14 protein-coding genes are annotated in these 20,787 nt (G+C 32.2%); 6 read left to right on the top strand and 8 right to left on the bottom strand.

Annotated elements, in window-relative coordinates:
* Positions 1–161: 161 nt before the first annotated feature.
* From AABL81_RS12905 to AABL81_RS12915, 3 genes are all read left to right on the top strand, one after another.
* The gene (locus AABL81_RS12905; RefSeq protein WP_341341253.1) at positions 162–3,392 is read left to right on the top strand and encodes an AsmA-like C-terminal region-containing protein; all 3,231 of its coding nucleotides are present in this window, start codon (positions 162–164) and stop codon (positions 3,390–3,392) included.
* Positions 3,393–3,476: 84 nt separating this feature from the next.
* A complete protein-coding gene (def, locus tag AABL81_RS12910; protein ID WP_341341254.1) occupies positions 3,477–4,067 on the top strand; it encodes a peptide deformylase in 591 nt (196 codons plus the stop codon).
* 45 nt (positions 4,068–4,112) lie between these two features.
* On the top strand, positions 4,113–4,907 hold the full coding sequence (locus AABL81_RS12915) for a tetratricopeptide repeat protein (protein WP_233269297.1): 795 nt from the start codon (positions 4,113–4,115) through the stop codon (positions 4,905–4,907).
* 93 nt (positions 4,908–5,000) lie between these two features.
* Here AABL81_RS12915 and AABL81_RS12920 read toward each other — a convergent pair whose 3' ends face one another.
* The 3 genes from AABL81_RS12920 to AABL81_RS12930 form a co-directional block, all read right to left on the bottom strand.
* Positions 5,001–6,275, bottom strand: coding sequence for an MFS transporter (locus AABL81_RS12920; protein ID WP_341341255.1), 1,275 nt, complete (start codon positions 6,273–6,275; stop codon positions 5,001–5,003).
* A gap of 244 nt (positions 6,276–6,519) precedes the next feature.
* A complete protein-coding gene (locus AABL81_RS12925) occupies positions 6,520–7,197 on the bottom strand; it encodes a response regulator transcription factor (RefSeq protein WP_158209367.1) in 678 nt (225 codons plus the stop codon).
* On the bottom strand, positions 7,190–8,509 hold the full coding sequence (locus AABL81_RS12930) for a sensor histidine kinase (protein ID WP_341341256.1): 1,320 nt from the start codon (positions 8,507–8,509) through the stop codon (positions 7,190–7,192). The genes AABL81_RS12925 and AABL81_RS12930 overlap by 8 nt, the downstream gene beginning before the upstream one ends.
* Positions 8,510–8,634: 125 nt before the next feature.
* Between AABL81_RS12930 and AABL81_RS12935 the strand changes: the two genes are divergently transcribed.
* Both AABL81_RS12935 and AABL81_RS12940 read left to right on the top strand, forming a co-directional pair.
* On the top strand, positions 8,635–10,989 hold the full coding sequence (locus AABL81_RS12935) for an outer membrane beta-barrel family protein (RefSeq protein ID WP_341341257.1): 2,355 nt from the start codon (positions 8,635–8,637) through the stop codon (positions 10,987–10,989).
* Positions 10,990–11,207: 218 nt separating this feature from the next.
* Complete coding sequence (locus AABL81_RS12940) at positions 11,208–12,677, top strand: SLC13 family permease (protein ID WP_158209364.1); 1,470 nt, start codon at positions 11,208–11,210, stop codon at positions 12,675–12,677.
* A gap of 54 nt (positions 12,678–12,731) precedes the next feature.
* Here the strand turns inward: AABL81_RS12940 and AABL81_RS12945 are convergent, their stop codons facing one another.
* The 5 genes from AABL81_RS12945 to AABL81_RS12965 all read right to left on the bottom strand — a co-directional run bounded on the left by AABL81_RS12945 (position 12,732) and on the right by AABL81_RS12965 (position 19,079).
* Complete coding sequence (locus AABL81_RS12945; RefSeq protein ID WP_341341258.1) at positions 12,732–13,478, bottom strand: glycerophosphodiester phosphodiesterase; 747 nt, start codon at positions 13,476–13,478, stop codon at positions 12,732–12,734.
* Between the two features lie 164 nt (positions 13,479–13,642).
* Positions 13,643–14,956: a 30S ribosomal protein S12 methylthiotransferase RimO gene (gene rimO / locus AABL81_RS12950; protein WP_158209362.1), complete on the bottom strand. Its 1,314-nt coding sequence runs from the start codon at positions 14,954–14,956 to the stop codon at positions 13,643–13,645.
* A gap of 561 nt (positions 14,957–15,517) precedes the next feature.
* Positions 15,518–16,375, bottom strand: a complete 858-nt coding sequence (locus tag AABL81_RS12955) for a hypothetical protein (protein ID WP_158209361.1) — start codon at positions 16,373–16,375, stop codon at positions 15,518–15,520.
* Positions 16,376–16,484: 109 nt separating this feature from the next.
* Positions 16,485–18,023, bottom strand: a complete 1,539-nt coding sequence (locus AABL81_RS12960; protein WP_158209360.1) for an OmpP1/FadL family transporter — start codon at positions 18,021–18,023, stop codon at positions 16,485–16,487.
* Positions 18,024–18,053: 30 nt separating this feature from the next.
* A complete protein-coding gene (locus tag AABL81_RS12965; RefSeq protein ID WP_341341259.1) occupies positions 18,054–19,079 on the bottom strand; it encodes a hypothetical protein in 1,026 nt (341 codons plus the stop codon).
* A gap of 102 nt (positions 19,080–19,181) precedes the next feature.
* Between AABL81_RS12965 and proS the strand changes: the two genes are divergently transcribed.
* Positions 19,182–20,657, top strand: a complete 1,476-nt coding sequence (gene proS, locus AABL81_RS12970) for a proline--tRNA ligase (protein WP_158209358.1) — start codon at positions 19,182–19,184, stop codon at positions 20,655–20,657.
* Positions 20,658–20,787: the final 130 nt, after the last annotated feature.

Here is a 20,787-nt window from a genome sequence, read left to right on the forward strand (position 1 = left end):
TCTTTTGAATCCCCAATCTCTATGAGGTTGGGGATTTTTTTTGCTCTAAACTGAAATACTAATAGTATTTAGTAATATAGTAGCTATAAATATTTTTTATAGTAGTATTAAGGAGAAGAGAGAAGCATTATTTTTGTACAGTTTGAAAAATATATTTTTATATGAAAAGTGTTTATAAGCGTATTTTAAAGATTTTTGCTATTAGTTTAGTAGGAATATTCGCTTGTGTATTATTACTAATGTATTTAATACCTAATATTTATAATGACGAAATTCGTAAGGAGGTAGGTGTAGTATTAAGTGATAATATTAAGGGTGATGTTTATTTTGATCAAATAGAGTTGTCTTTTTATAAAAAATTTCCATATTTAACAGCGAACATTAATTCTCCTTTGATAGAAGGAGTGAGTATAGATTCTCTTTTTACGGAGAAATTATTTGAAGCAGAATCAATTAGTTTGGGAGTGAATTTTTTAAATCTTTTTAGAGGTAAGTTGAGCTTTGATAAGATTTATGTAGATGATCCAACTATATTTATATATGTTAATGAAGAAGGATTAGCTAATTACGATATTTTTAAAGTAACTGATGATAAAGATACAAGTGACGATTCTATTGAATTAAAAATTGATCAAATAGAAATTAAGAGTGCTAATATTATATACAATGATTTAGCTAGTAAAGTTAGTTTTGTAGCTCAAGATTTTGACTATACAGGAACAGGAAACATGAGCGATGATATATTTGATATAAAAAGTATTGCCCGTATAAAATCTTTTGACTTTAATTTTGATGGAGTTCATTATGTAAAAGAAAAACCTATTCTTGCGAAATTAGAAACTAAAGTAGATACAAAATCTTTAACTTTTGAATTTAAGAAAAACAATATTCGCATAAAGGAATTACCTGTCGATTTTATTGGAAGTTTTGGTTTTATTGAAAATGGTTATGATATGCTTTTTGATATTAAAACAGAAAAAGCAAGTCTTGAACAGTTGTTTTCTATTGTGCCTCCAGAGTACCAGGGATGGTTAGATAATACGAAGTTTGGGGGAGAAGTAGAAGGTAGATTTAAGCTTATAGGAAAGTATATTGTAAGAGATTCTTTAGCTCCAAATGTAGATTTTGCATTAAAAGTTAAAAATGGTTTGATTCAACATGGTACGATTGATAAACCATTAGAGTCATTTAATTTAGATTTTGAGTATCACTTGCCTAAGTTAGATATCCAAAAAAGTCAAGTGGCTATTAATGAGTTATCTTTTTCTATCGATGGAAAACAAAGTGATATTTCTTTTCATAGTAAAGGATTAGAGACTTTAGAAATGAAGGGGAACATTAATAGTAATGTTGATCTTAGTTTATTTAGTAAAGCTATCGGTTTATCTGGATTTGAAATGAAAGGTGATTTGAATCTTATAGGTGATTTTGAAGGAGTCTATTCTAAAGGAATAAAAGTAACCAGAACTTTGCGTAAGGTATCGCGTGACACTATTATTACAAGTATTCCGAGCTTTAATTTACAAGGTAGTTTACATAATGGATATTTTAAATTATCACAATTACCAAAAGCTATTGAAAATGTAGATTTAGATTTTGAGAGTAGTTGTTTGAATTCTGATTATAAAAATATTGCTGTAAATCTTTCAAATGTTAGTTTGAAAGCAATGGATAACTATTTTACGGGAAGGGGTTATCTAAAGAATTTGTCAAATTATAATGTGGATGCCGATGTAAAAGGTAATGTTGATTTAGAGACTTTACGTGAGTTTTTGCCAATTACAGATATTGATGTAAAAGGTATCTTGAAAATTGATAGTTCTATAAAAGGTATTTATGAACCGAATAGAAAGCGTTTTCCTATTATAAATAGTGATATTAAGTTAGAAAATGGTTTCGTAAGATTAGCAAATTTGCCCGAGTTGCCAATTGAAGATATACAAGTTAATACTCATTTAAAGAGCAAACGCGGATCTTTAAGTGATTTATCAATAAAGCTATTACCAATTAATTTTAAACTTGCAGGAGAGCCATTTCACTTATCAGCCAGTTTACACAACTTAGATGATTTGAATTATAATATTAAATCTAAAGGTGTTCTTAATATTGGTAATATTTATAAAGTATTTAAAATTGCAGGATTAGATGTAAGAGGAAAAGTATTGACTGATTTGACTTTAATTGGTTCTCAAAGTGATGCTTTAAAAGGTAATTTTGAAAAACTTAAGAATAGTGGTCAGTTTACAGTTCGTAATGTTAGTATAAGCTCAGAGATGTTTCCAAAGCCTTTAGTAATTAATCAGGGAGTGTTTAGGTTCTTTCAAGAGCAAATGCAATTTGAAAAGTTTGAAGCAAGATATGGTAGTTCAAAGTTTAGAATGAATGGCTATTTGACTAATGTTATTAATTATGTTGTAAAGGGAGATACATTAAAAGGGATATTTGATTTGGAATCACCTTATATGGATGTAGATGAGTTTATGATGTTTAGCAACAATAAAACAAATCAATATAATGCAAGTTCTACTGGAACAGGTGTTGTTCAAGTGCCAAATAATATAAACCTTACGTTTAACGCTAATGCAAATAAGGTAAAGTATTCAGAGTATAATCTTGAATCGCTTTTAGGTAAGCTAATAGTTAACAGTGGAGCTATTACTTTAGAGGATACTAAGTTTAATTTGATAGGTACAAAAGTATCGATGAATGGTAACTATAAGCCTACTGGATATAGAAGTGCTTTGTTTGATTACCAAATAAGTGCTTCTGAATTTGATATTCAACGTGCTTATCATGAAATTACTCTTTTTAGAGAAATGGTAAGTATGGCTAAGGATGCTTATGGAAATGTTTCTTTGGACTATAATCTGAAAGGAGAGTTAGATAAAAATATGTTTCCTGTAATGAAATCTTTAGAGGGAGCAGGTGTGTTGTCTATTGAAGATATCAGCTTTAAAGGATTTAAGCTTTTAGGAGCAATTGCTAATAAAACAGATGCTAAATCATTAGAGAGTGGTACTCTTTCAAAAGTCGATATCAAGTCAAGTATAAAAGACAATGTAATGACTATTGAAAGAACCAAGATGAAAATGGCTGGTTTTAGACCAAGGTTTGAAGGACAAGTCAGTTTAGATGGTGATTTGAATATTGGCTTTCGCTTAGGTTTACCTCCTATGGGGTTAATAGGTATTCCAATGAGGATTACTGGTAATGCTGAAGATTTTGATATTAAATTAGGCCGTTATAAGGCAAGTGAGGTATTAGGGCAAGAAAGTAATGAAGATGAGGAAGAAGAGGGATATGAGATTAAATCAGTAAATGATCCTCTACCTGAAATACCTGAAGAACAAAATGAAAATAAGACGGTAGAAATACCCCAAAATGCTGCATAAATTAAAGCTCGAATTTTTATTCGAGCTTTTTTTATATCTATGCGTGATATATTTCCTAATTTTGTTTTCTCAAAAGAATAGGCTATGCAAAATAGAACAAAACTTAATGAATCAGAATTACAGATTATAAACTTTGGAGTGATTGAAGAACCAATGCGTGTACTTCAAACAACAGATGAGTCGGACTTAAAAGTTCTACGAATGATGTGTGAGGAACTTATTCCAGAAGATGAAAATTTGAAACTATTAATTTCACGAATGTATCAAACGGTACGCGATGAGAATAAACCAGGTGTTGGTATCGCAGCTCCTCAAGTTGGAATTGCAAGACGCTTATTTATAGCACAACGAATGGATAAAAAAGACAACCCTTTTGAATTTTTTATTAACCCTGAGATTGTTTGGTTTTCGAATATAAAAAGAAGAGGCGAAGAAGGATGTTTATCTATTCCTGATGCATATGGAGATGTACATAGAAGTTTAGCTATTCAAATAACATATTACGATATGAGTGGTACTCATTTTCAAGAGGTAGTAGAAGGTTTTACAGCTGTGATAATGCAACACGAAATGGATCATTTGAATGGAGTGTTATTTACTGATCGCATGGAAGAGCAAGCTGAAATAGAATATTATAATGCTTCTCCAACAGGAGAAATTGTTTATCCTCGTTAAATGCTAAGTTTGAATAAGTGGAATAGGCATATATTCGTTTTTTTAGTGATACTTACAAGCTACCAGCTATTTGCTCAAAAAGTAAAAAAAGAATATAACTTTTCATTAGTTAAACTTGAGTGTCCAACAGATAATAATAAGCTAATTGATTATTATAAGTCAGGATTTGAAGCATTGAATTATCAATGGCTTGCGAATACAGCTGGTAAGATATTTTTTAATATTATACAAGAAGACAAAAGTTTATGTGATGCTTATTTTTATACAGGGATATCTTTAACGAAACAAGATAAGCATCAAGCTGCGTTGAATTATTATTACTATGCGGATAGTCTTGCTACCAATAGTAACGCTGATTTTAAACAAGCATTAGCTGAAGCAGCAGTAAGAGTTGGTAATGTTGGATTAGCTCGTAAGAAATATGAAGAGCTAATTAAAGATTTTCCTAATGATCCAGATGCTTATTATGGAATGGGATTAACTGCTACGAGTATTGGTGATGTCAAAAATGGGTTGAGCAATCTTTTAATTGCAGAGGAAAAGTATTTGTTGGAAGGTACTTGGGATACCATAAGAAAAAGTGAGGTTTTTTTAATGCGTGGAATTCTTTTTACTATGGACAAGCAGTATCAAGAGGCAATTAATGCATTTGATCATTGTAGTGAAGTGTTTAATGATCTTGATGATTTTAATGCGAACTACGCATTAGCAAGTTATAAGCTATATCAGGAGTCACAAGATGAAAAGTGGAAAGAAGTAAGTAAGACTGCATTTGAACGTATAAAAGCTAAAGACAAACTTCGTAAAAGCTATTTAGAGATGTTTGATTACACAGATTAAAAATAGGATGATAAAAAAAGCCTGCTGATCTTTTTAAGATTAGCAGGCTTTTTTTATAGTATAATTATTAAAGCAGTTTGCTTTAAGCTTAACTTATTCTATTGTTTTTTTAACTGCACTACCAGTTTCTTTTAAAGTGAAAACTAATACAGTTGCAATAGCAATACTTCCTACCCAGAATAATACAATATTGTTTTGAGCAGATTGATATAAATCTATATTTTTCAAGCTCTCACCAAAAAGGTAAATAAAGATAGGGCCAATTAATGTACTTACACCAAATGTAATAAAGTTCATTGCACCAGTAGCACTTCCCTTCACATTGTCAGGATTAGCTTCTTTAATAACTGAGTAAGTAATCATAGTTCCCCCAGAGAAGAATCCGAAGACGAACATTAGTACACTTGGATTTAGTAGGTTTGGAGCGAAGATTAATTGTAATAAACATATAATCATTGCTATACAAGATACAAGAAGAACGGGTTTTCTACGACCTAATTTATCTGTTACAACACCTAAAATCGGACTACCAAATACCCATCCTAAAGCAGCCATTGAACTTACAACTACAGCTTGTTCATACTCAATTCCTGCTAAGTTGAAATATTTAACTCCCCATATCATTACAAAAATTGTTGTCGGAGCAAACAATAACCCTGATATTAAACCACAAATCCAAGATTGTGCATTTCCAAAAACTATTTTGAAAGGTGCGAAAATACTAACTCTTGGTTTTCTTTCTGATTTATCAATTGCTCTTCTTTCTTTTATTCTTGTTGGTAAAGGAACAACAAACCAAAGAATGATTGCAGTTACTAACAAGATGATTGAAATTACTATCCAAAAGTTAGAATAAATTTCTGCTGAATAATCATAATTTTTAAAAAGAGAACCCATTGAATGTATTCCTACATATCCACCGAACATACCAATACATTGAGTAATACCAATTGCTGTTGCTAAATGTTTTGCAGGGAATGCTTTTGTTGCTAAATAAACACAACCAGGAAATGCAAAAGCACAACCAATTCCTTGTAAAAGGCGTCCTATGTTTCCAGCTACAAAGCTTGAAGTTAAGAAAAGAGCAGAACCTAAAACCAATAAAACTACTCCAGTCGTAATTGAATATTTAGCACCAAGTTTGTCTAAAGCTACCCCAGCTACAAGAGCAAAAAGAGCATAAGTATAATAAAATCTACCAGTCATTAAACCAATAGCTGTTTGGTCGGTTTGAAAATTGTTCTCTAAAAGAAGAGTCATTACTGAAGGTACTGATCGTACAACATAACTACAGAAGTAGAATATTAGACAAAAGAACCAGGCGACTAAAAAAGCTTTTACTTTGTTGTCTAATTTTGAATTTTGCATAAGCTAATTTTTTAATTAAAATTTAAAATGTGTTTATGCAAAGTTACGAGTAATATAAATATTTAGTTAACAAGTCAATCTAAAATACGAATAAATAAGTGAAATATAATTTTTTATGTGAAGTCTTCAAAACCTTTGAACTCACTTTGATTTTTTTTATATGTACAAGAGTGGAAATAGCAGTGAACAATGAAATCTCAATTCACAGAATACTTGTTTTATAGATATGTATTGAGGCATTTGATTATTTAATCGCGAGGTTTGTTTCAAAACCTACACCGCGTAGGCTCGTGATTTGTACATTGTCATCGTAACTTAAGTATTTTCTCAAGCGTGTTACAAACACATCCATACTCCTTCCATTAAAGTAATCAGCAGAGGGCCATAATTGTGTCAAAATAACATCTCTTGGAAGGACTTTTTTGTTGTATTGAATAAATAGCAACAGCAAGTCTTTCTCACGTTCTGTTAATCGGAATGTTTCTTTTGAATGAACTAATTTAAGCTGCATAGGATAAAAAGTATAAGCACCTAAATAGTATTTATCATCTATTGAGACTGGATTTCGTTTTATAATATTTTCAATGCGCAACTTTAATTCTTCAGGATCACACGTTTTAGAAATGTAATCTTCTGCGCCAAGCTTCAATCCCATTAATCGATCAATATTTTGATTTTTAGCCGTCAGAAATAGAAAAGGGATGTGAGGATACTTTAGTCTTATGTCTTTTGACAAGTTAAAACCATCTTGTATAGGCAACATAATATCTAAGATAGCAAGGCTATATTTATCTTGTTCTAATGTTTTAAAAACATCTGTAGGGGTAGTTAACCATAAGATTGAGAAACCACAAATCTCTAAATACTGCTTTATTACAGTTCCATAATCTAAATCATCTTCTACTAAAAGTATCTTATGCATGAGGCAATGTTATTTTAAATGTAGTTCCTTTATTGACTTTACTTTCTAAGATAATGCTCCCTTTATAGAGGTTGACTACCTGTTGAACTTGATGCAGTCCTATTCCAAGACCTTTTGTCGTGTGAATATTATCTTGCATAATACGATAGAATTTCTTGAAAACAAGTTGTTTCTGATTCGAGTCGATACCAATTCCATTATCTTTTACCGTAAGCACAAGCTTTTTATTCTTTTGGATAAGTTGACAAGTTATTTCCGTTCCACCATATTTTACAGCATTTTCAATGAGGTTTAGTAAGATTGTCTCAATAGGCGTTTTAGGGAAAAGAAGTGTCAAATCTGCAGACCATTCTTTATGAAAGACAACTGAAGGAAATTGGTCTTGTAGATCGGCAAACATATTGTAAAAGTCTTCCTTAGTATATGAAACAGTATCTTCTGTAATATTTGTAGATAGCGTATTTTGCAACCTTTCTAAACGGTCTATCTGTCTTTTTAATAATTCAATGGTAGGGGATTGATATTCTTTTGAAAGGTTATTACAGCCGTATTTCAATGTAGCAATAGGTAGTTTAAATTCATGAGATACATTATCTACCATATTGTGTAGATTAATTACCTCTTGTTCTTTTTGTTTAATTGTTTTATAAGTGATGTAATACAACAATAAGATAAACAAACAGATTAAAACTGATACTAACAAAAGAGGTACTAATGAAAGTAGTACAATGCTGTTTATGTTTAGAATATCAGTATATTTTTCTTGAAATATTGTAAAATGATGTTGATATTCTTCCTCTTTTTCCCTCTGATATGTTTGTAAACTACTTTCTTTTACTTCCCATTTAGAGCTGTTAATTCGGTAAGAAGTAGAAATGTTTTTATCGGTTTTTAGTACTGTAAATGGTTCAGTCAATAATTCCTTTTGATCCTTGTTTGAATAAACACGTTTTACTACATGGCGTACTGCTACTTCATAGTTGTCTTTTTCAAAAAGACTATCAATATGGTGACTCAACAAATCATTGCTCTGTTTCATAAAGTCTTTTTTATCCTCTTTAATTTCATCAACAGTCTTCTTACCGTGTATAAAATCCAATATAGAAGCATAGAGCCCATTCTCTTGTTTTAGTTCCAAGGATTTAAAAGAATCAGAATCTTCATAATTATCTATGACATTGTAAACATAAGAGATAACTTCTTTCGTCTTTAGCTGATAAGCATTATAGAAATAATAAGCCATTACTCCAAGAAGTAAGAGATATAAAGCACTAAATGCTGTTAGATAGTATTTTGGTTTGGGATTTTTCATTTAAACAAAAGTAGGATAAATAGTATAGATGTTTTTGATAATCGGAGCATTAACCGTTCGTTAACCGTCTATTAACCCGGATATTTTAGAAAGTGAACGACTTTTGAATCAAAATAGTAATAAGTATGGTGCGATTTATAATAGTTTGGTTTTGTTTATTAGTGGGACTAATAATGCAAGCGCAAGTAGTAAAAGGAATAGTAGCAAACAAACAAGGGGAGATGCTCGCGTTTGTTACAATTATTGTTCAAGATAAAGATGGAAAGAATAGCAATTCTTTTTTTACAAATGAACAAGGAGAATTTCAGTTAACTACTGAACAAGATACTCAGGTTACATTCCAATATATCGGATATAAAGAAAGAGTAATATCAATCCATTCGCCTGAATTAAAACATGTGATTTTAGAAGAGGATAACACAGTTTTAAATGAAGTTACCGTTATTTCAAAACGACCTACGATAAAAAGAGAGATAGATAGACTTGTGTTTCGGGTTCAAGACACGCCATTGACTTCTACCAATGCGTGGGATATTTTAAAACAAACGCCTGGGGTAAGTGTTCTTGGTGATAACATCTCTATTCGCAATAGTTCAAGTATTTTGGTTACTATTAATGACAAGAAGGTAATGTTAAGTGGCGAACAGTTAAAACAGTTGTTGGAATCTACGGAAGGTACTTTAGTAGAATCAGTGGAAGTAATTACTACACCACCTGCTAAGTATGAAGCCGAAGGGAATGCTGTACTGAATATTAAGATGAAAAAGAATGTAAACCTGGGGTATAAAGGAAGTCTTTCAGAACAATTTAGACAAGGGCAATATGCTTATAATACAGTAAGTACCAACCATATTTACGCAGATGAAAAAGTGAATTTTACTGCAAATTATGCTTTTAGTAATGGAAATATTGTACGTAACAATTGGGACAACGTTATTTATGAAGATGGAACAACGTGGTCAAGTGATATGACGCGTAAGAATAAGATTGATGGGAGACATAGTTTTAATATCGAAACAGACGTTGCTATTGATAGTACATTCACATTTACAGTAGGGGGTACTGGCTATATCAATTCAAAAACGAAAGGTGTATTTGTAATACCAACATTGATTTATAATTTAGAGCATATAGTAGAATCAAACTATGTGACTACAAATGACAAAAAGTCTAACATGGATAGCTATACGGGGTACTTTATGTTTGACAAGAAGTGGAAGGCAAATCGAAAGTTGCTTTGGTCTAATTATTTCACGTATGACAACCAAGTAGAGAATCAGTTTGTTTTTACGGAGTTAAATTTTAAAGATCAAGAGGCAAGTGAAAGTACTTATTTGAGTGATGATAATTCTCGTACAAGATTAGTAGTTTCTGCTTTAGACTATACTTCAGGAGAAGCAACGTCAAAATGGGAATTGGGTGCTAAGTACAGTTTTATACAAGCACAATATCAATTAGAATTTTGGGATGATGAACTGGGAAGTTTACAATATAGAGCTAAGAAGAGTAATTTATTTGAATATCAAGAGTTAAATTGGGCAGGATATGCTTCTTACCAAAAGCAATGGGAAAAGTGGCAATTCAAAGCTGGTCTTAGAGCTGAGTACACAGGAATTCAAACTCAAAATAGAGAAGAAGAAAGCAACAAACAGAGCTATCTCAAATGGTTCCCTACTGTATATCTGATGTATGAGATAAATGATTTACAGAAATTAGGGTTCTCTTACGGTAAGCGAATAAACAGACCAAGTTATTCTTGGATGAATCCTGCAAAGAGTTATTTCAATATGTTTTCTTATTTTCAAGGAGACCCGAATTTAAAACCCGCCTTAAGTCACAATTTTAACTTAACCTATAACTGGAACCACCTTGACGTGGAAGTGTTTTTCAATTATGAGAAAAACCCTTCTATGGAAATATCTTTTCAGGAGGAACAAACAAAGTATTTAATTTATCATTATACCAATATAAACAAGAGAAGAACGGCAGGTTTGCAATTGTCTCATCCGTTTAAATTTACAGAGTGGTGGACCGGAAGTGTCTATTTGCATTTTCAGCAGCAAGAGGATTATTTCTATGGAATTGATCAAATACTTCATAAAAACAGCGCTTTTACATTTGGAAGTAGAGTTTATTCAATCTTTGATATAGATAAAAAGAGCAATTGGAAGGCAATGATTACGTATGGTTTTTATACGCCAAGTGTGCAAGGTACTTTTAGAGTAAGTGGAATGCAGCAAACAAATGTGATGGTGTCACGAGATTTTTTCAAAGGGAAAATAGCGACAAGCTTAACCTTTAATAATATTTTTAAGAGTGATATACAGACAATCAAAACAAAGTATGCAAATCAAAACAATTATTTTAGAGATTATTCAGACACACAAGCTGTTGTAATTGGACTAAGATATAATTTCGGAAATAGCAAAGTTAAGTATGATTCTAAGGATATAGACATTGAAGAAAAGCAAAGATTGTAAGAATACAATGTAGCTTGTGTAAATGGTTTTATTGAAGAAGGAGTAAAATGTAACAGTTTAATAATAGGCGAAATAGAAAAAATATTTAAATTAATTGTTTGATTATAAGTGAACTAAAGGAGTGTTGTAAATAGCATTCCTTTATTTGTGGTGAATGTCGTATTTTTGGTGGCTTTATGACTTTATATGTTGTAATTTTAACAGTTAAATATTAGAATATGGAATTTGATTATTTTGATAAGATTCGAAAGATTAGAACGGGAATTCGCTTTTATAGTGAGTTGTTAATCGAGGCTTCTTGGAATATGTGGAATATCAAAACGAGAGTAGGAATTTTCTTTTTTTCGTTAGTTGCAGCATTTGCAGGTACTTATTTTTTAGCACCCGAAGCCTTTTCTGAAGCTCAAAGTTATACGCTGTTTATCTTAATTTTTTCTATTTTATTATGGGCTACTGAAGCTATTCCTCCTTTTGCAGTAGGGATAATGATTATTGGGTTCTTAGTCTATACAATGGGGAATATGGAAGGGGCTACCTTATCTCCTCAAGAGATTTCCGCCACCTGGTCTGACAGTGTTATTTGGATATTCTTAGGAGGTTTTTTCTTGAGTGAAGGAATGCGAAAAACCAACCTCGACTTATCATTATTTAAAAAGACACTTTCAATATTTGGTTCAAATCCTAATACCTTAGTTTTAGGTATTATCATTGTAACTTCAGTTCTATCTCTTATTATATCAAATACAGCTACTGCCGCAATGGTATTAGCATCAGTGATGCCATTGATTGATAGAGAAGGGAAAGACTCAATGATGTCTAAAGCTATTTTAATCAGTATTCCAGCTGCAGCTACATTTGCAGGGATGATGAGTATGGTATCTACACCACCAAACTTAATTGTAGTAAACGTATTGAAATCAAAAGGATACTCTGTTAGTTTTATGCAATGGTTCTTTTTAGGTTTTGTACCGGCAACTATCTTGTTAGTTGGTTTCTGGTTAGCAGTGGTAAAGAAATATACTTCTAAAGTAAAAGGATTAGACGTATCATTTGCCAATAAGGCATTAGACCTAACTAATAGTATGCGTTTACAGAGACTAACTGTAATTGTTATATTAATCATTACAGTAGGAATGTGGATGTTTGGAAGTACATTACATATCCCAACTGCCGGTGCGGCAATGGTTCCTATTATGTTTTTACCGATGATGGGAATTATTACAGCTGAAGACGTTAGAAAATTACCTTGGGATACGCTGATGTTAGTAGCGGGTGGTTTAGCTTTAGGTATGGCAATTAAAGAGTTATTGGCACCATATTACTCTCAATTCTTAGCAGATATGGAGTTTAATATGATTGCAATGATGATTATTTTTGCTGTTGTTACTGTGTTATTTTCAAATATTATGAGTAGTACAGCTACAGCAACAATTGTAATTAACGTAGCTGCTATTGTATTGCCTCCTGAACAATTATTACCTGTAGGTTTGGTTGTGGGGCTTTGTGCTTCTTGTGGTCTATTCTTACCTGTTTCTACACCTCCCAATGCTATTGTATTTGGTACAGGATTATTAAAACAAAAAGACTTTAGACTTGGAGGAATTTTTGGAGCTGTAATCGGTACTACGATTATTATTTTATGGGTATTGTTATTACAACATTTTACAACATTCTTTGATTATTTGTAATCAGTTTTTAAGATTTAACAAAGGCGTAATAATTACTATTACGCCTTTTTGCTTTTATATACGTTCAGGATAATTAGTTATTATTCCATCTACTTTTAGTTCTTTCATTCTGTTTATATCCTCTTGATCGTTTACGGTCCACGGATATATTTTTAAATTAGCTTCTCGTATTTTAGAGGCATTTAAGACATTTAAATCTTTGTGGTAAGGATTTATAGCTACGGCGTTTATTTGTAGCGCAAAAGCTATTGCGTCAGCTGGTTCCTCCTCTGTTAATACTGCAATGTCAATTGAATTATTAAGGCTTCGCATTTTTTCTAACTCATTCCACTTAAAACTTGAGATTATAAAGTCGGTATTAGTCCACCCTTTGTTTATAAATAATTGAATAAGTTGGTGTGTTTCTTCTGCTGTATTATTGCCTTTTAGTTCAATGTTTAAAACAGCTTTGCGATTAATAACTTCGATTATTTTTTCTAAAGTTGGAATTTGATAAACTCCATTCACTTTTACCTTTTGCAATTCATTATATGTATAGTCTTCAATGTTTCCTGTAACGTTTGTAAGTCTATCAAGTTGATCATCGTGAAAGACCATTAATTCGCCACTTTTAATTTTGAAAACATCAATTTCAATTACATCACAATTTAAGTCTATTGCTTTTTGAATAGATTCAACTGTGTTTTCTGTTATGTGTCCCATTGCACCACGATGTCCTATTCTTAATATGTTATGCTCTTGAGCAAAAGAGGTACTACTCATAGTAAGGAAGATTAGTAAGAGTTTGTTAATTGTTTTCATCTTGTTTAATGATTGGTTTAAACAAAGATGATTGTTTTGTTTTATTCAGAGATTATCTCAATGTTATGCTTGTGTAAAGTAATACAATAAAAATAGAATAGGAGGAAAGTTGGGAAAATTTGGACACAAAAAAAGCTGTTCGAAGTAGAACAGCTTTTAGTAAATTATTTTGTTGGAGTACCGTAAAGGTCAAACTCCGTTGCTTCATCAATTGTAATATTTGCAAATTCACCAATTTTCAAATAGTGTTTTGTTGCATCAATTAATACCTCATTATCAACATCAGGACTATCAAATTCAGTACGACCTACAAAGTGATTACCTTCTTTTCTGTCGATAATACAACGGTATGTATTACCAATTTTCTCTTGATTTAATTCCCAAGAAATTTGAGCTTGAATTTCCATTATTTCGTTTGCTCTTTCTTGTTTTACTTCTTCCGGAACATCATCTTCAAGTAAATAAGCGTGTGTGTTTTCTTCGTGAGAATAAGCGAAACAACCTAAACGTTCAAAACGCATTTCCTGAACCCAATCTTTCAAGATTTGGAAATCTTCTTCTGTTTCTCCAGGATATCCTACAATTAATGTAGTTCTGATAGCCATTCCAGGAACTGCTTCTCTAAATTCGTTTAATAACTTAGTAGTTTTTGCTTGTGTAGTACCACGGCGCATTGACTTTAAGATATTATCAGAAATATGCTGTAAAGGAATATCAATGTAATTACAGATTTTAGGCTCACGTTTCATCAATTCCAATACATCCATAGGGAATCCTGTAGGGAATGCATAGTGAAGACGAATCCACTCAATACCTTCAATTTTAGCTAAGTTTTCTAATAGTTCAGCTAAGTTTCTCTTTTTATATAAATCTAATCCGTAGTAAGTAAGATCTTGTGCAATTAAAATAAGTTCTTTTACACCATCTCTTGCAAGTCCTTCAGCTTCTTTTACTAATTTTTCAATTGGTTGAGAAACGTGTTTTCCTCGCATAATTGGAATAGCACAAAAGCTACAAGGACGATCACATCCTTCAGCAATTTTTAAGTATGCGTAGTTTTTAGGAGTAGTAGTCATACGTTCTCCTAATAATTCGTGTTTATAGTCAGCTCCTAAAGCTTTTAATAATAAAGGTAAATCAGTTGTACCGAAGTATTGATCTACGTTTGGAATTTCTGCTTCTAAGTCTGGTTTATAACGTTCAGATAAACATCCAGTAACGAAAATTTTATCAACAATACCTTGTTCTTTTTTATCTACGTATTCTAAAATAGTGTTTACAGATTCAGCTTTTGCATTATTGATAAATCCACAGGTATTAATTACTACAATGTTTGCTTCATCATTAGCTGCTTCATGCGTTACTTCTTTACCACTTGCTTTTAGTTGTCCCATCAACACTTCACTATCGTAAACGTTTTTTGAACAACCTAAAGTTACTACGTTGATTTTATTTGTTTTTAAAGTTTTGGTTCTCATTGATTTAAAAAATTGGACTGCAAAAGTACATTTTTTTTCTATAGAAAGCATCAGCTTTAGTATAATTATAATATTGTGTGTAGTAAATTATACTCATTCCTGTTAATACTTAAATGATTGATATTGTTTGATTTATTTTGTTTTAGATTAAGAAAATATCAAATTAAGAATGCCTTTTATATTTGAGAATAAAAAGAATGGGGAATGTAATTTCGTGAAAAATATATAGGTAAATAGAGTTCTTCAAGATACTGAATAGTAGTATTAGTGATTGTTTATTAAAGTCTTAGAGGTATCTTGTTCGGGAGATGTACCACTCAAGTACCACAATAGTTCGGAAAAAAGCTTTTTTTCCGAAGATGTCTCGGAGATGTGTGGGGCATGTCTCGAATGAGTCTTGAATAAACTGATAGTGATTATGAATATGAGTCTAAGGAAGTCGTAGAATTATTGTTTTTTGGCTTTAAAAGTTTACTAAGAAAGGAATCTGGATAATTGAAAAAAAAGAGTCCGTTCTCAATTGAAAACGGACTCTCGCTATATTGAACTCTTAAAAGAGTATTATAATCTAAAGATACCACCAAAGGCAATAACAGTTTCTCCAAACCAGAAATCGTGCATTGCTTTATCAGCTTTATCAGCAGTTGTACGTACATCATACATATTGATGAAACCACCTTTTAATTCTGCTTGAATAAAGAAGTGTTTGAAGAAAGTTACGTTTAAACCAGCTTTAGCAGAAACTCCTAAACCAGCAACGTGGAATTCATCATATCTTTCTTTACCTAAAAGTTTTGTGTTTGTTTTTGGATAAACAAGTCCAAAACCAACACCTTCAGTTAAGTTTATTTGTACTTTATCAGTATTCCAAACACCGAATAATTTAGAAATATCATCAACTCTGTTTATTTCAAAGTTAAGATAGTTTAAACCATCAGTGTGTTCAAAAGTTAAGAAGTCATCAGTAAGTAATACTTGGTCTGGATTTCCAGCAACAGCTTCACCATATAGATTATCTCCTTGTCCAGGGTAATAACCTTTAATGTTTACTGTTTTATTTTGATCCATTACATATTTCATATGGTCAACACCTAAAGAGATATTGTATTTATCACTAATAAAGTAACCAATTCTTAAGTTTGTTTGTGGAATAGTCATACGACCTGGGTTGATATAATCAACATGCCATCCTTTTGGTTTATCACTTGCTTGTACATTTTCCAATGTAAAATCGTAATCAGCACCTCTAAAACGGATATCTGAGTTTGTGTAATATCCACGGTTACCTCCCCAGTAAATATAGAATTTACCTTTGTTTGAATCAGTATAACGCAATGGTGTTGTAACAGCGTCTTGTGCAAAACCAGAAGCAGTTGCAAATAAGCAAAGAGCTACAAATAGTTTGAAAATATTCTTCATTTCTTCTAATCTTTTTATTTACTAAAAACGAACTGCAAAGGTACAACAAAAAAAATCTCTTTAATAGTTTAACCATTAAAGAGATTTAGTACAAAAAGTTCTAAAAATATTAGAAGCTTATATTGTATGTTAAGTTGACAAAATTATCACGTGTTTTAATATTTGCAGCTGAATATAAGTTGTTTACAGTCATATCAACTAAGCTGGTTTGAAATGATTGAGCAGTTCTTGTATAAGAAAGGTCTAATCTTGAGTTTCCAAATGAATAACCTACACCTGTTGAAAAACTATTCAAATCACCATAAGCTTTGAAATCCTTTTTATAAGGGCTTTGTTCAAATCTATAACCACCTCTGATGCTAAAGTCTTTAATTCTATATTCACCTCCAATACGTATATGGCTTGTACCTTGTGTTGTATTTGCAATAGAATTGTTTAAAGTTTTGTAAGCATTATTTCCTTTTGGACGGAATTCGTTGTTGCTATAATCTTTATATGTATAGTCAACACTAATAAGTCCTTTCTCACCAAAAACGTAAGCTAAACTCCCTGTGTATTTAGAAGGAGTTCTCAAACGGTAACGATCATATAAGTTTACTACTTGTGGGTAAATGTATTCAGATTCATCTTTTCCAACAGCTATAGTTTCTAATCCTTGAGCTAATTCATCTTTTAAAGAATACCAAGTTGGAGATTCATAAGATATACCCGCTCTAAGTTCATCAGTTACTTGAGCAATTGCTCCTAAGTTGAAAGAGAAACCAGTACCATAAGTATAAGTACTATTGTAAAAATTCATAATATCAATAGTTCCATCTCCTGCAGGTGTTTGTGCTCTTTCAATAGCGCGTGATGTTTGTGTATAATCAACTACGTGAATATTTAAATTTCCTCCCACATAAAAGCGATCACCTAATTGAGCAGCAAAAGTACCAGCAAATTTACTTGAAAAACCAGAAGTAGTAAATACTCTGGCTTGATGATAAGCACTATTAGTAGCGTAATTTGCTGAGTAAACACCATCTTGTTTATCGGATAAGATTACACCCGTTTCGTGTGCTAAGAAAGTTTGTTGACCATCATAACCAGCCATATTACCTGCTTGTACATATGCATCTGTACCATCGTTAGTTTTAGGATCTGCAACATCGTAAGGAATATGATTGTTATTAGCAATGTTGAAAAAATAATCACCTAAACTATTGCCATTGCTCAATCCTCTAAACAAATAGTCGTTCCTTAGATTTTTTGTGCTTTCATAATTAAGCCCAATAGTAAACTTTTTCATTACAGCATCTTTGTCATAGCTGTTGAAAACAAATAAAGCTCCCATTTGTCCAACATCAAGTCCGTTGTAATTTTTAGATTCTTTGTTTCCAAAGTAATCTGATTTATTGTTTTTAGCAACGTATGACACTGTAAAAGCAGCAGTATTATAATTGAAAATAGCTCCCCCTGCAGGGTTTATACTCAATGCAGATAAATCTCCACCTACGGCTCCAAAAGCACCACTCATTCCTCTAAAACGAGCTGTACCATTTAGGTCGGTTTGGTTAAATTTCATTACATCACCAGGAGATGCTTCTTGCGCATAAGTAGCTCCGGTTAACAATATAGCAGAAAGTAAGCTATAAAAATATTTATTCATAATAGTTGTGTTTTTTGGTCTTTGGCTTAATTAACGGCGATAGCTACTGCGAGATGATCCACTTGAGCTACTTCTTGACGACGACGACGACGAAGGAGCAGAGTAACTACTTCTTGATGATGAAGTAGAGTAGCTGCTTCTGCTATTACTACTTCTTGTATTTGTATTGTTAGAAGAGTTACTATTGTTATATCTCGAATTATTGTAAGAAGAAGAACTATTTCTATAAGATGATCTTGAATTAGAACTTCTTGTGTTATTGTAATAAGTATTAGTACTATTAGACGAATTTACATTTGTAGGACGTCCTGTACTTTGATATCTCGATCTTGAATAAGAAGATCTTGTGTTTCCATAATTACCTCTATTGCTTGAAGAGTTGCCTCTGCTGTAATAAGAATTACTTGATCTTGTGCTATTTGTTCCGTTGTAAGAAGAACGATTACCACTATAGCTTGATCGATCACCATAAGGGCGAGTAGTTCTTACGTAGTAATTGTTGTAATAAGGCGAGTAGTATCCTCCTCCATAATACGGTGAACCATAATATCCACCCCAAGGACGGTTATAATATCCATAACCCCATCCCCATCCGAAGCCAATACTAATACCACTGCCCCAATAATAAGGACTGTAGAATGGGTCATAATATCCACCCCAATAGTTATTGTAATAACCATTATACCCGTAGTAAGGAGATCCGTAGTAACCTCTGTTATAAACATTCACTTGAATACTTGATGGTTCACTCCCCCAAGATCCGTAAGAAACTGCTTTAGTTGGTTTGTGTTTAACTACGCTATCATTGATAGGCGAGGTATATTGATTAATATCTGTGAAATATTCTAAATCATTGTTTAATGATTGAAAATAATTTTCATAGTAGTTGTCATTTTGATTACTGCTATTTTGTTGTGGGCTATTCCCTTGAGAATAAACACCATCATCATAATATGAGGTGTTGTAATAAGAACCACAAGAAACTGCTAATCCTCCGATAAACAGAAACGCACAGAATCTGCTTATTAACTTAGAAGTTTTCGTAATTGTTTTCATTTCATTGTTTTTTTAATTGTCGGTCAAAACAAATTTAGTTAGTTTTGTGGAATTATTATAGTTAATTAAGAGTTAAACACTAATTAGTGCCAAATTTAAAAGATGAGCAAGAATATTACTAAAAGAGAAGAGGATTATTCAAAGTGGTACAATGAACTTGTAGTGAAGGCTGATTTAGCTGAAAACTCAGGTGTACGCGGGTGTATGGTAATCAAACCGTATGGTTATGCTATATGGGAAAAGATGCAAGCAGAAATGGATAAGAGGTTCAAGGAAACTGGACATCAAAACGCTTATTTCCCCTTGTTCATCCCCAAATCTTATTTTAGTAAAGAGGCAAGTCACGTAGATGGTTTCGCAAAAGAGTGTGCGGTAGTAACGCATTATCGTTTGAAAACAAGTGAAGATGGGAAATCAATTGAGGTTGACCCGGATGCAAAACTTGAAGAAGAATTAATCGTACGTCCAACTTCTGAAACGATTATTTGGGATACATATAGAAAATGGATTGAATCTTATAGAGATTTACCTATTTTAGTTAATCAATGGGCAAACGTTGTTCGTTGGGAAATGAGAACAAGATTGTTCTTGAGAACTGCTGAGTTTTTATGGCAAGAAGGGCATACAGCTCACGCAACAAAAGATGAGGCAATTGCAGAAGCAGAACAAATGCTTGAAGTATATGCTGATTTTGCAGAGAACTTTATGGCTATCCCTGTTGTAAAAGGATTTAAAACAGAGACAGAGCGTTTTGCTGGTGCAAATGAAACTTATTGTATTGAAGCTTTAATGCAAGATGGAAAAGCACTACAAGCAGGTACATCTCACTTTTTAGGTCAGAACTTTGCAAAAGCATTTGATGTTAAGTTTACAAGCCAAGAAGGTAAGCAAGAATATGTATGGGCTACATCGTGGGGTACATCAACTCGTTTGATGGGAGCGTTGATTATGACGCACTCGGATGACAATGGTTTAGTATTGCCTCCAAATTTAGCACCTATACAAGTAGTAATTGTTCCAATTCACAAAACGGATGAGCAATTAGAAACTATTCGTGCTGAGGTTAAGAAAATCACAGATAGATTTAAAAAATTAAATATTTCATTCAAGTTTGATGATCGTACGACTTTCAAACCAGGATGGAAATTTAATGAGTATGAGTTGAAAGGAGTGCCTGTACGTGTGGCAGTAGGACCAAAAGATCTTGAAAATGGAACTTTTGAAGTTGCTCGTCGTGATACATTGACAAAAGAGGTTGTTTCTAAAGATGGAATCGTGGAGTATATCCAAGATTTGTTAGAAGAGATTCAATCAAGCTTATTCAATAAGGCATTAAAATATAGAGATGAACATATCACAGAAGTAAATTCTTTTGAAGAGTTTAAAGATGTGTTAGAAAATAAAGCAGGATTTATTTCAGCTCACTGGGATGGTACTGCAGAGACAGAAGAGAAGATAAAAGATCTTACTAAAGCTACAATTCGTTGTATTCCAATTGATAGAAAAGAGGAAGAGGGTGTTTGTGTGCTAACAGGCCAACCATCTAAGGGTAGAGTTCTTTTTGCAAAAGCATATTAATTTTTAATTTTTTTTGTTTTTCTCTTGTAGGATAAAAAAATTATTGTAGTTTTGCATCCGCATTAGAGAAACAAATGGTCCGTTCGTCTAGGGGTTAGGACGCCAGGTTTTCATCCTGGTAACAGGGGTT

It is taken from the genome of Myroides sp. C1519 (assembly GCF_038039755.1).
GTDB lineage: Bacteria > Bacteroidota > Bacteroidia > Flavobacteriales > Flavobacteriaceae > Flavobacterium > Flavobacterium phaeum_A.

What these genes read in the sequence shown, in the direction of transcription:
- AABL81_RS12955 (WP_158209361.1), bottom strand. Translation starts at nt 16,375, where the DNA reads ATGAAGAATATTTTCAAACTATTTGTAGCTCTTTGCTTATTTGCAACT.
- proS (WP_158209358.1), top strand. Translation starts at nt 19,182, where the DNA reads ATGAGCAAGAATATTACTAAAAGAGAAGAGGATTATTCAAAGTGGTAC.
- AABL81_RS12930 (WP_341341256.1), bottom strand. Translation starts at nt 8,509, where the DNA reads ATGAAAAATCCCAAACCAAAATACTATCTAACAGCATTTAGTGCTTTA.
- AABL81_RS12945 (WP_341341258.1), bottom strand. Translation starts at nt 13,478, where the DNA reads ATGAAAACAATTAACAAACTCTTACTAATCTTCCTTACTATGAGTAGT.
- rimO (WP_158209362.1), bottom strand. Translation starts at nt 14,956, where the DNA reads ATGAGAACCAAAACTTTAAAAACAAATAAAATCAACGTAGTAACTTTA.
- AABL81_RS12960 (WP_158209360.1), bottom strand. Translation starts at nt 18,023, where the DNA reads ATGAATAAATATTTTTATAGCTTACTTTCTGCTATATTGTTAACCGGA.
- AABL81_RS12905 (WP_341341253.1), top strand. Translation starts at nt 162, where the DNA reads ATGAAAAGTGTTTATAAGCGTATTTTAAAGATTTTTGCTATTAGTTTA.
- AABL81_RS12965 (WP_341341259.1), bottom strand. Translation starts at nt 19,079, where the DNA reads ATGAAAACAATTACGAAAACTTCTAAGTTAATAAGCAGATTCTGTGCG.
- AABL81_RS12925 (WP_158209367.1), bottom strand. Translation starts at nt 7,197, where the DNA reads ATGCATAAGATACTTTTAGTAGAAGATGATTTAGATTATGGAACTGTA.
- AABL81_RS12940 (WP_158209364.1), top strand. Translation starts at nt 11,208, where the DNA reads ATGGAATTTGATTATTTTGATAAGATTCGAAAGATTAGAACGGGAATT.
- AABL81_RS12920 (WP_341341255.1), bottom strand. Translation starts at nt 6,275, where the DNA reads ATGCAAAATTCAAAATTAGACAACAAAGTAAAAGCTTTTTTAGTCGCC.
- def (WP_341341254.1), top strand. Translation starts at nt 3,477, where the DNA reads ATGCAAAATAGAACAAAACTTAATGAATCAGAATTACAGATTATAAAC.
- AABL81_RS12935 (WP_341341257.1), top strand. Translation starts at nt 8,635, where the DNA reads ATGGTGCGATTTATAATAGTTTGGTTTTGTTTATTAGTGGGACTAATA.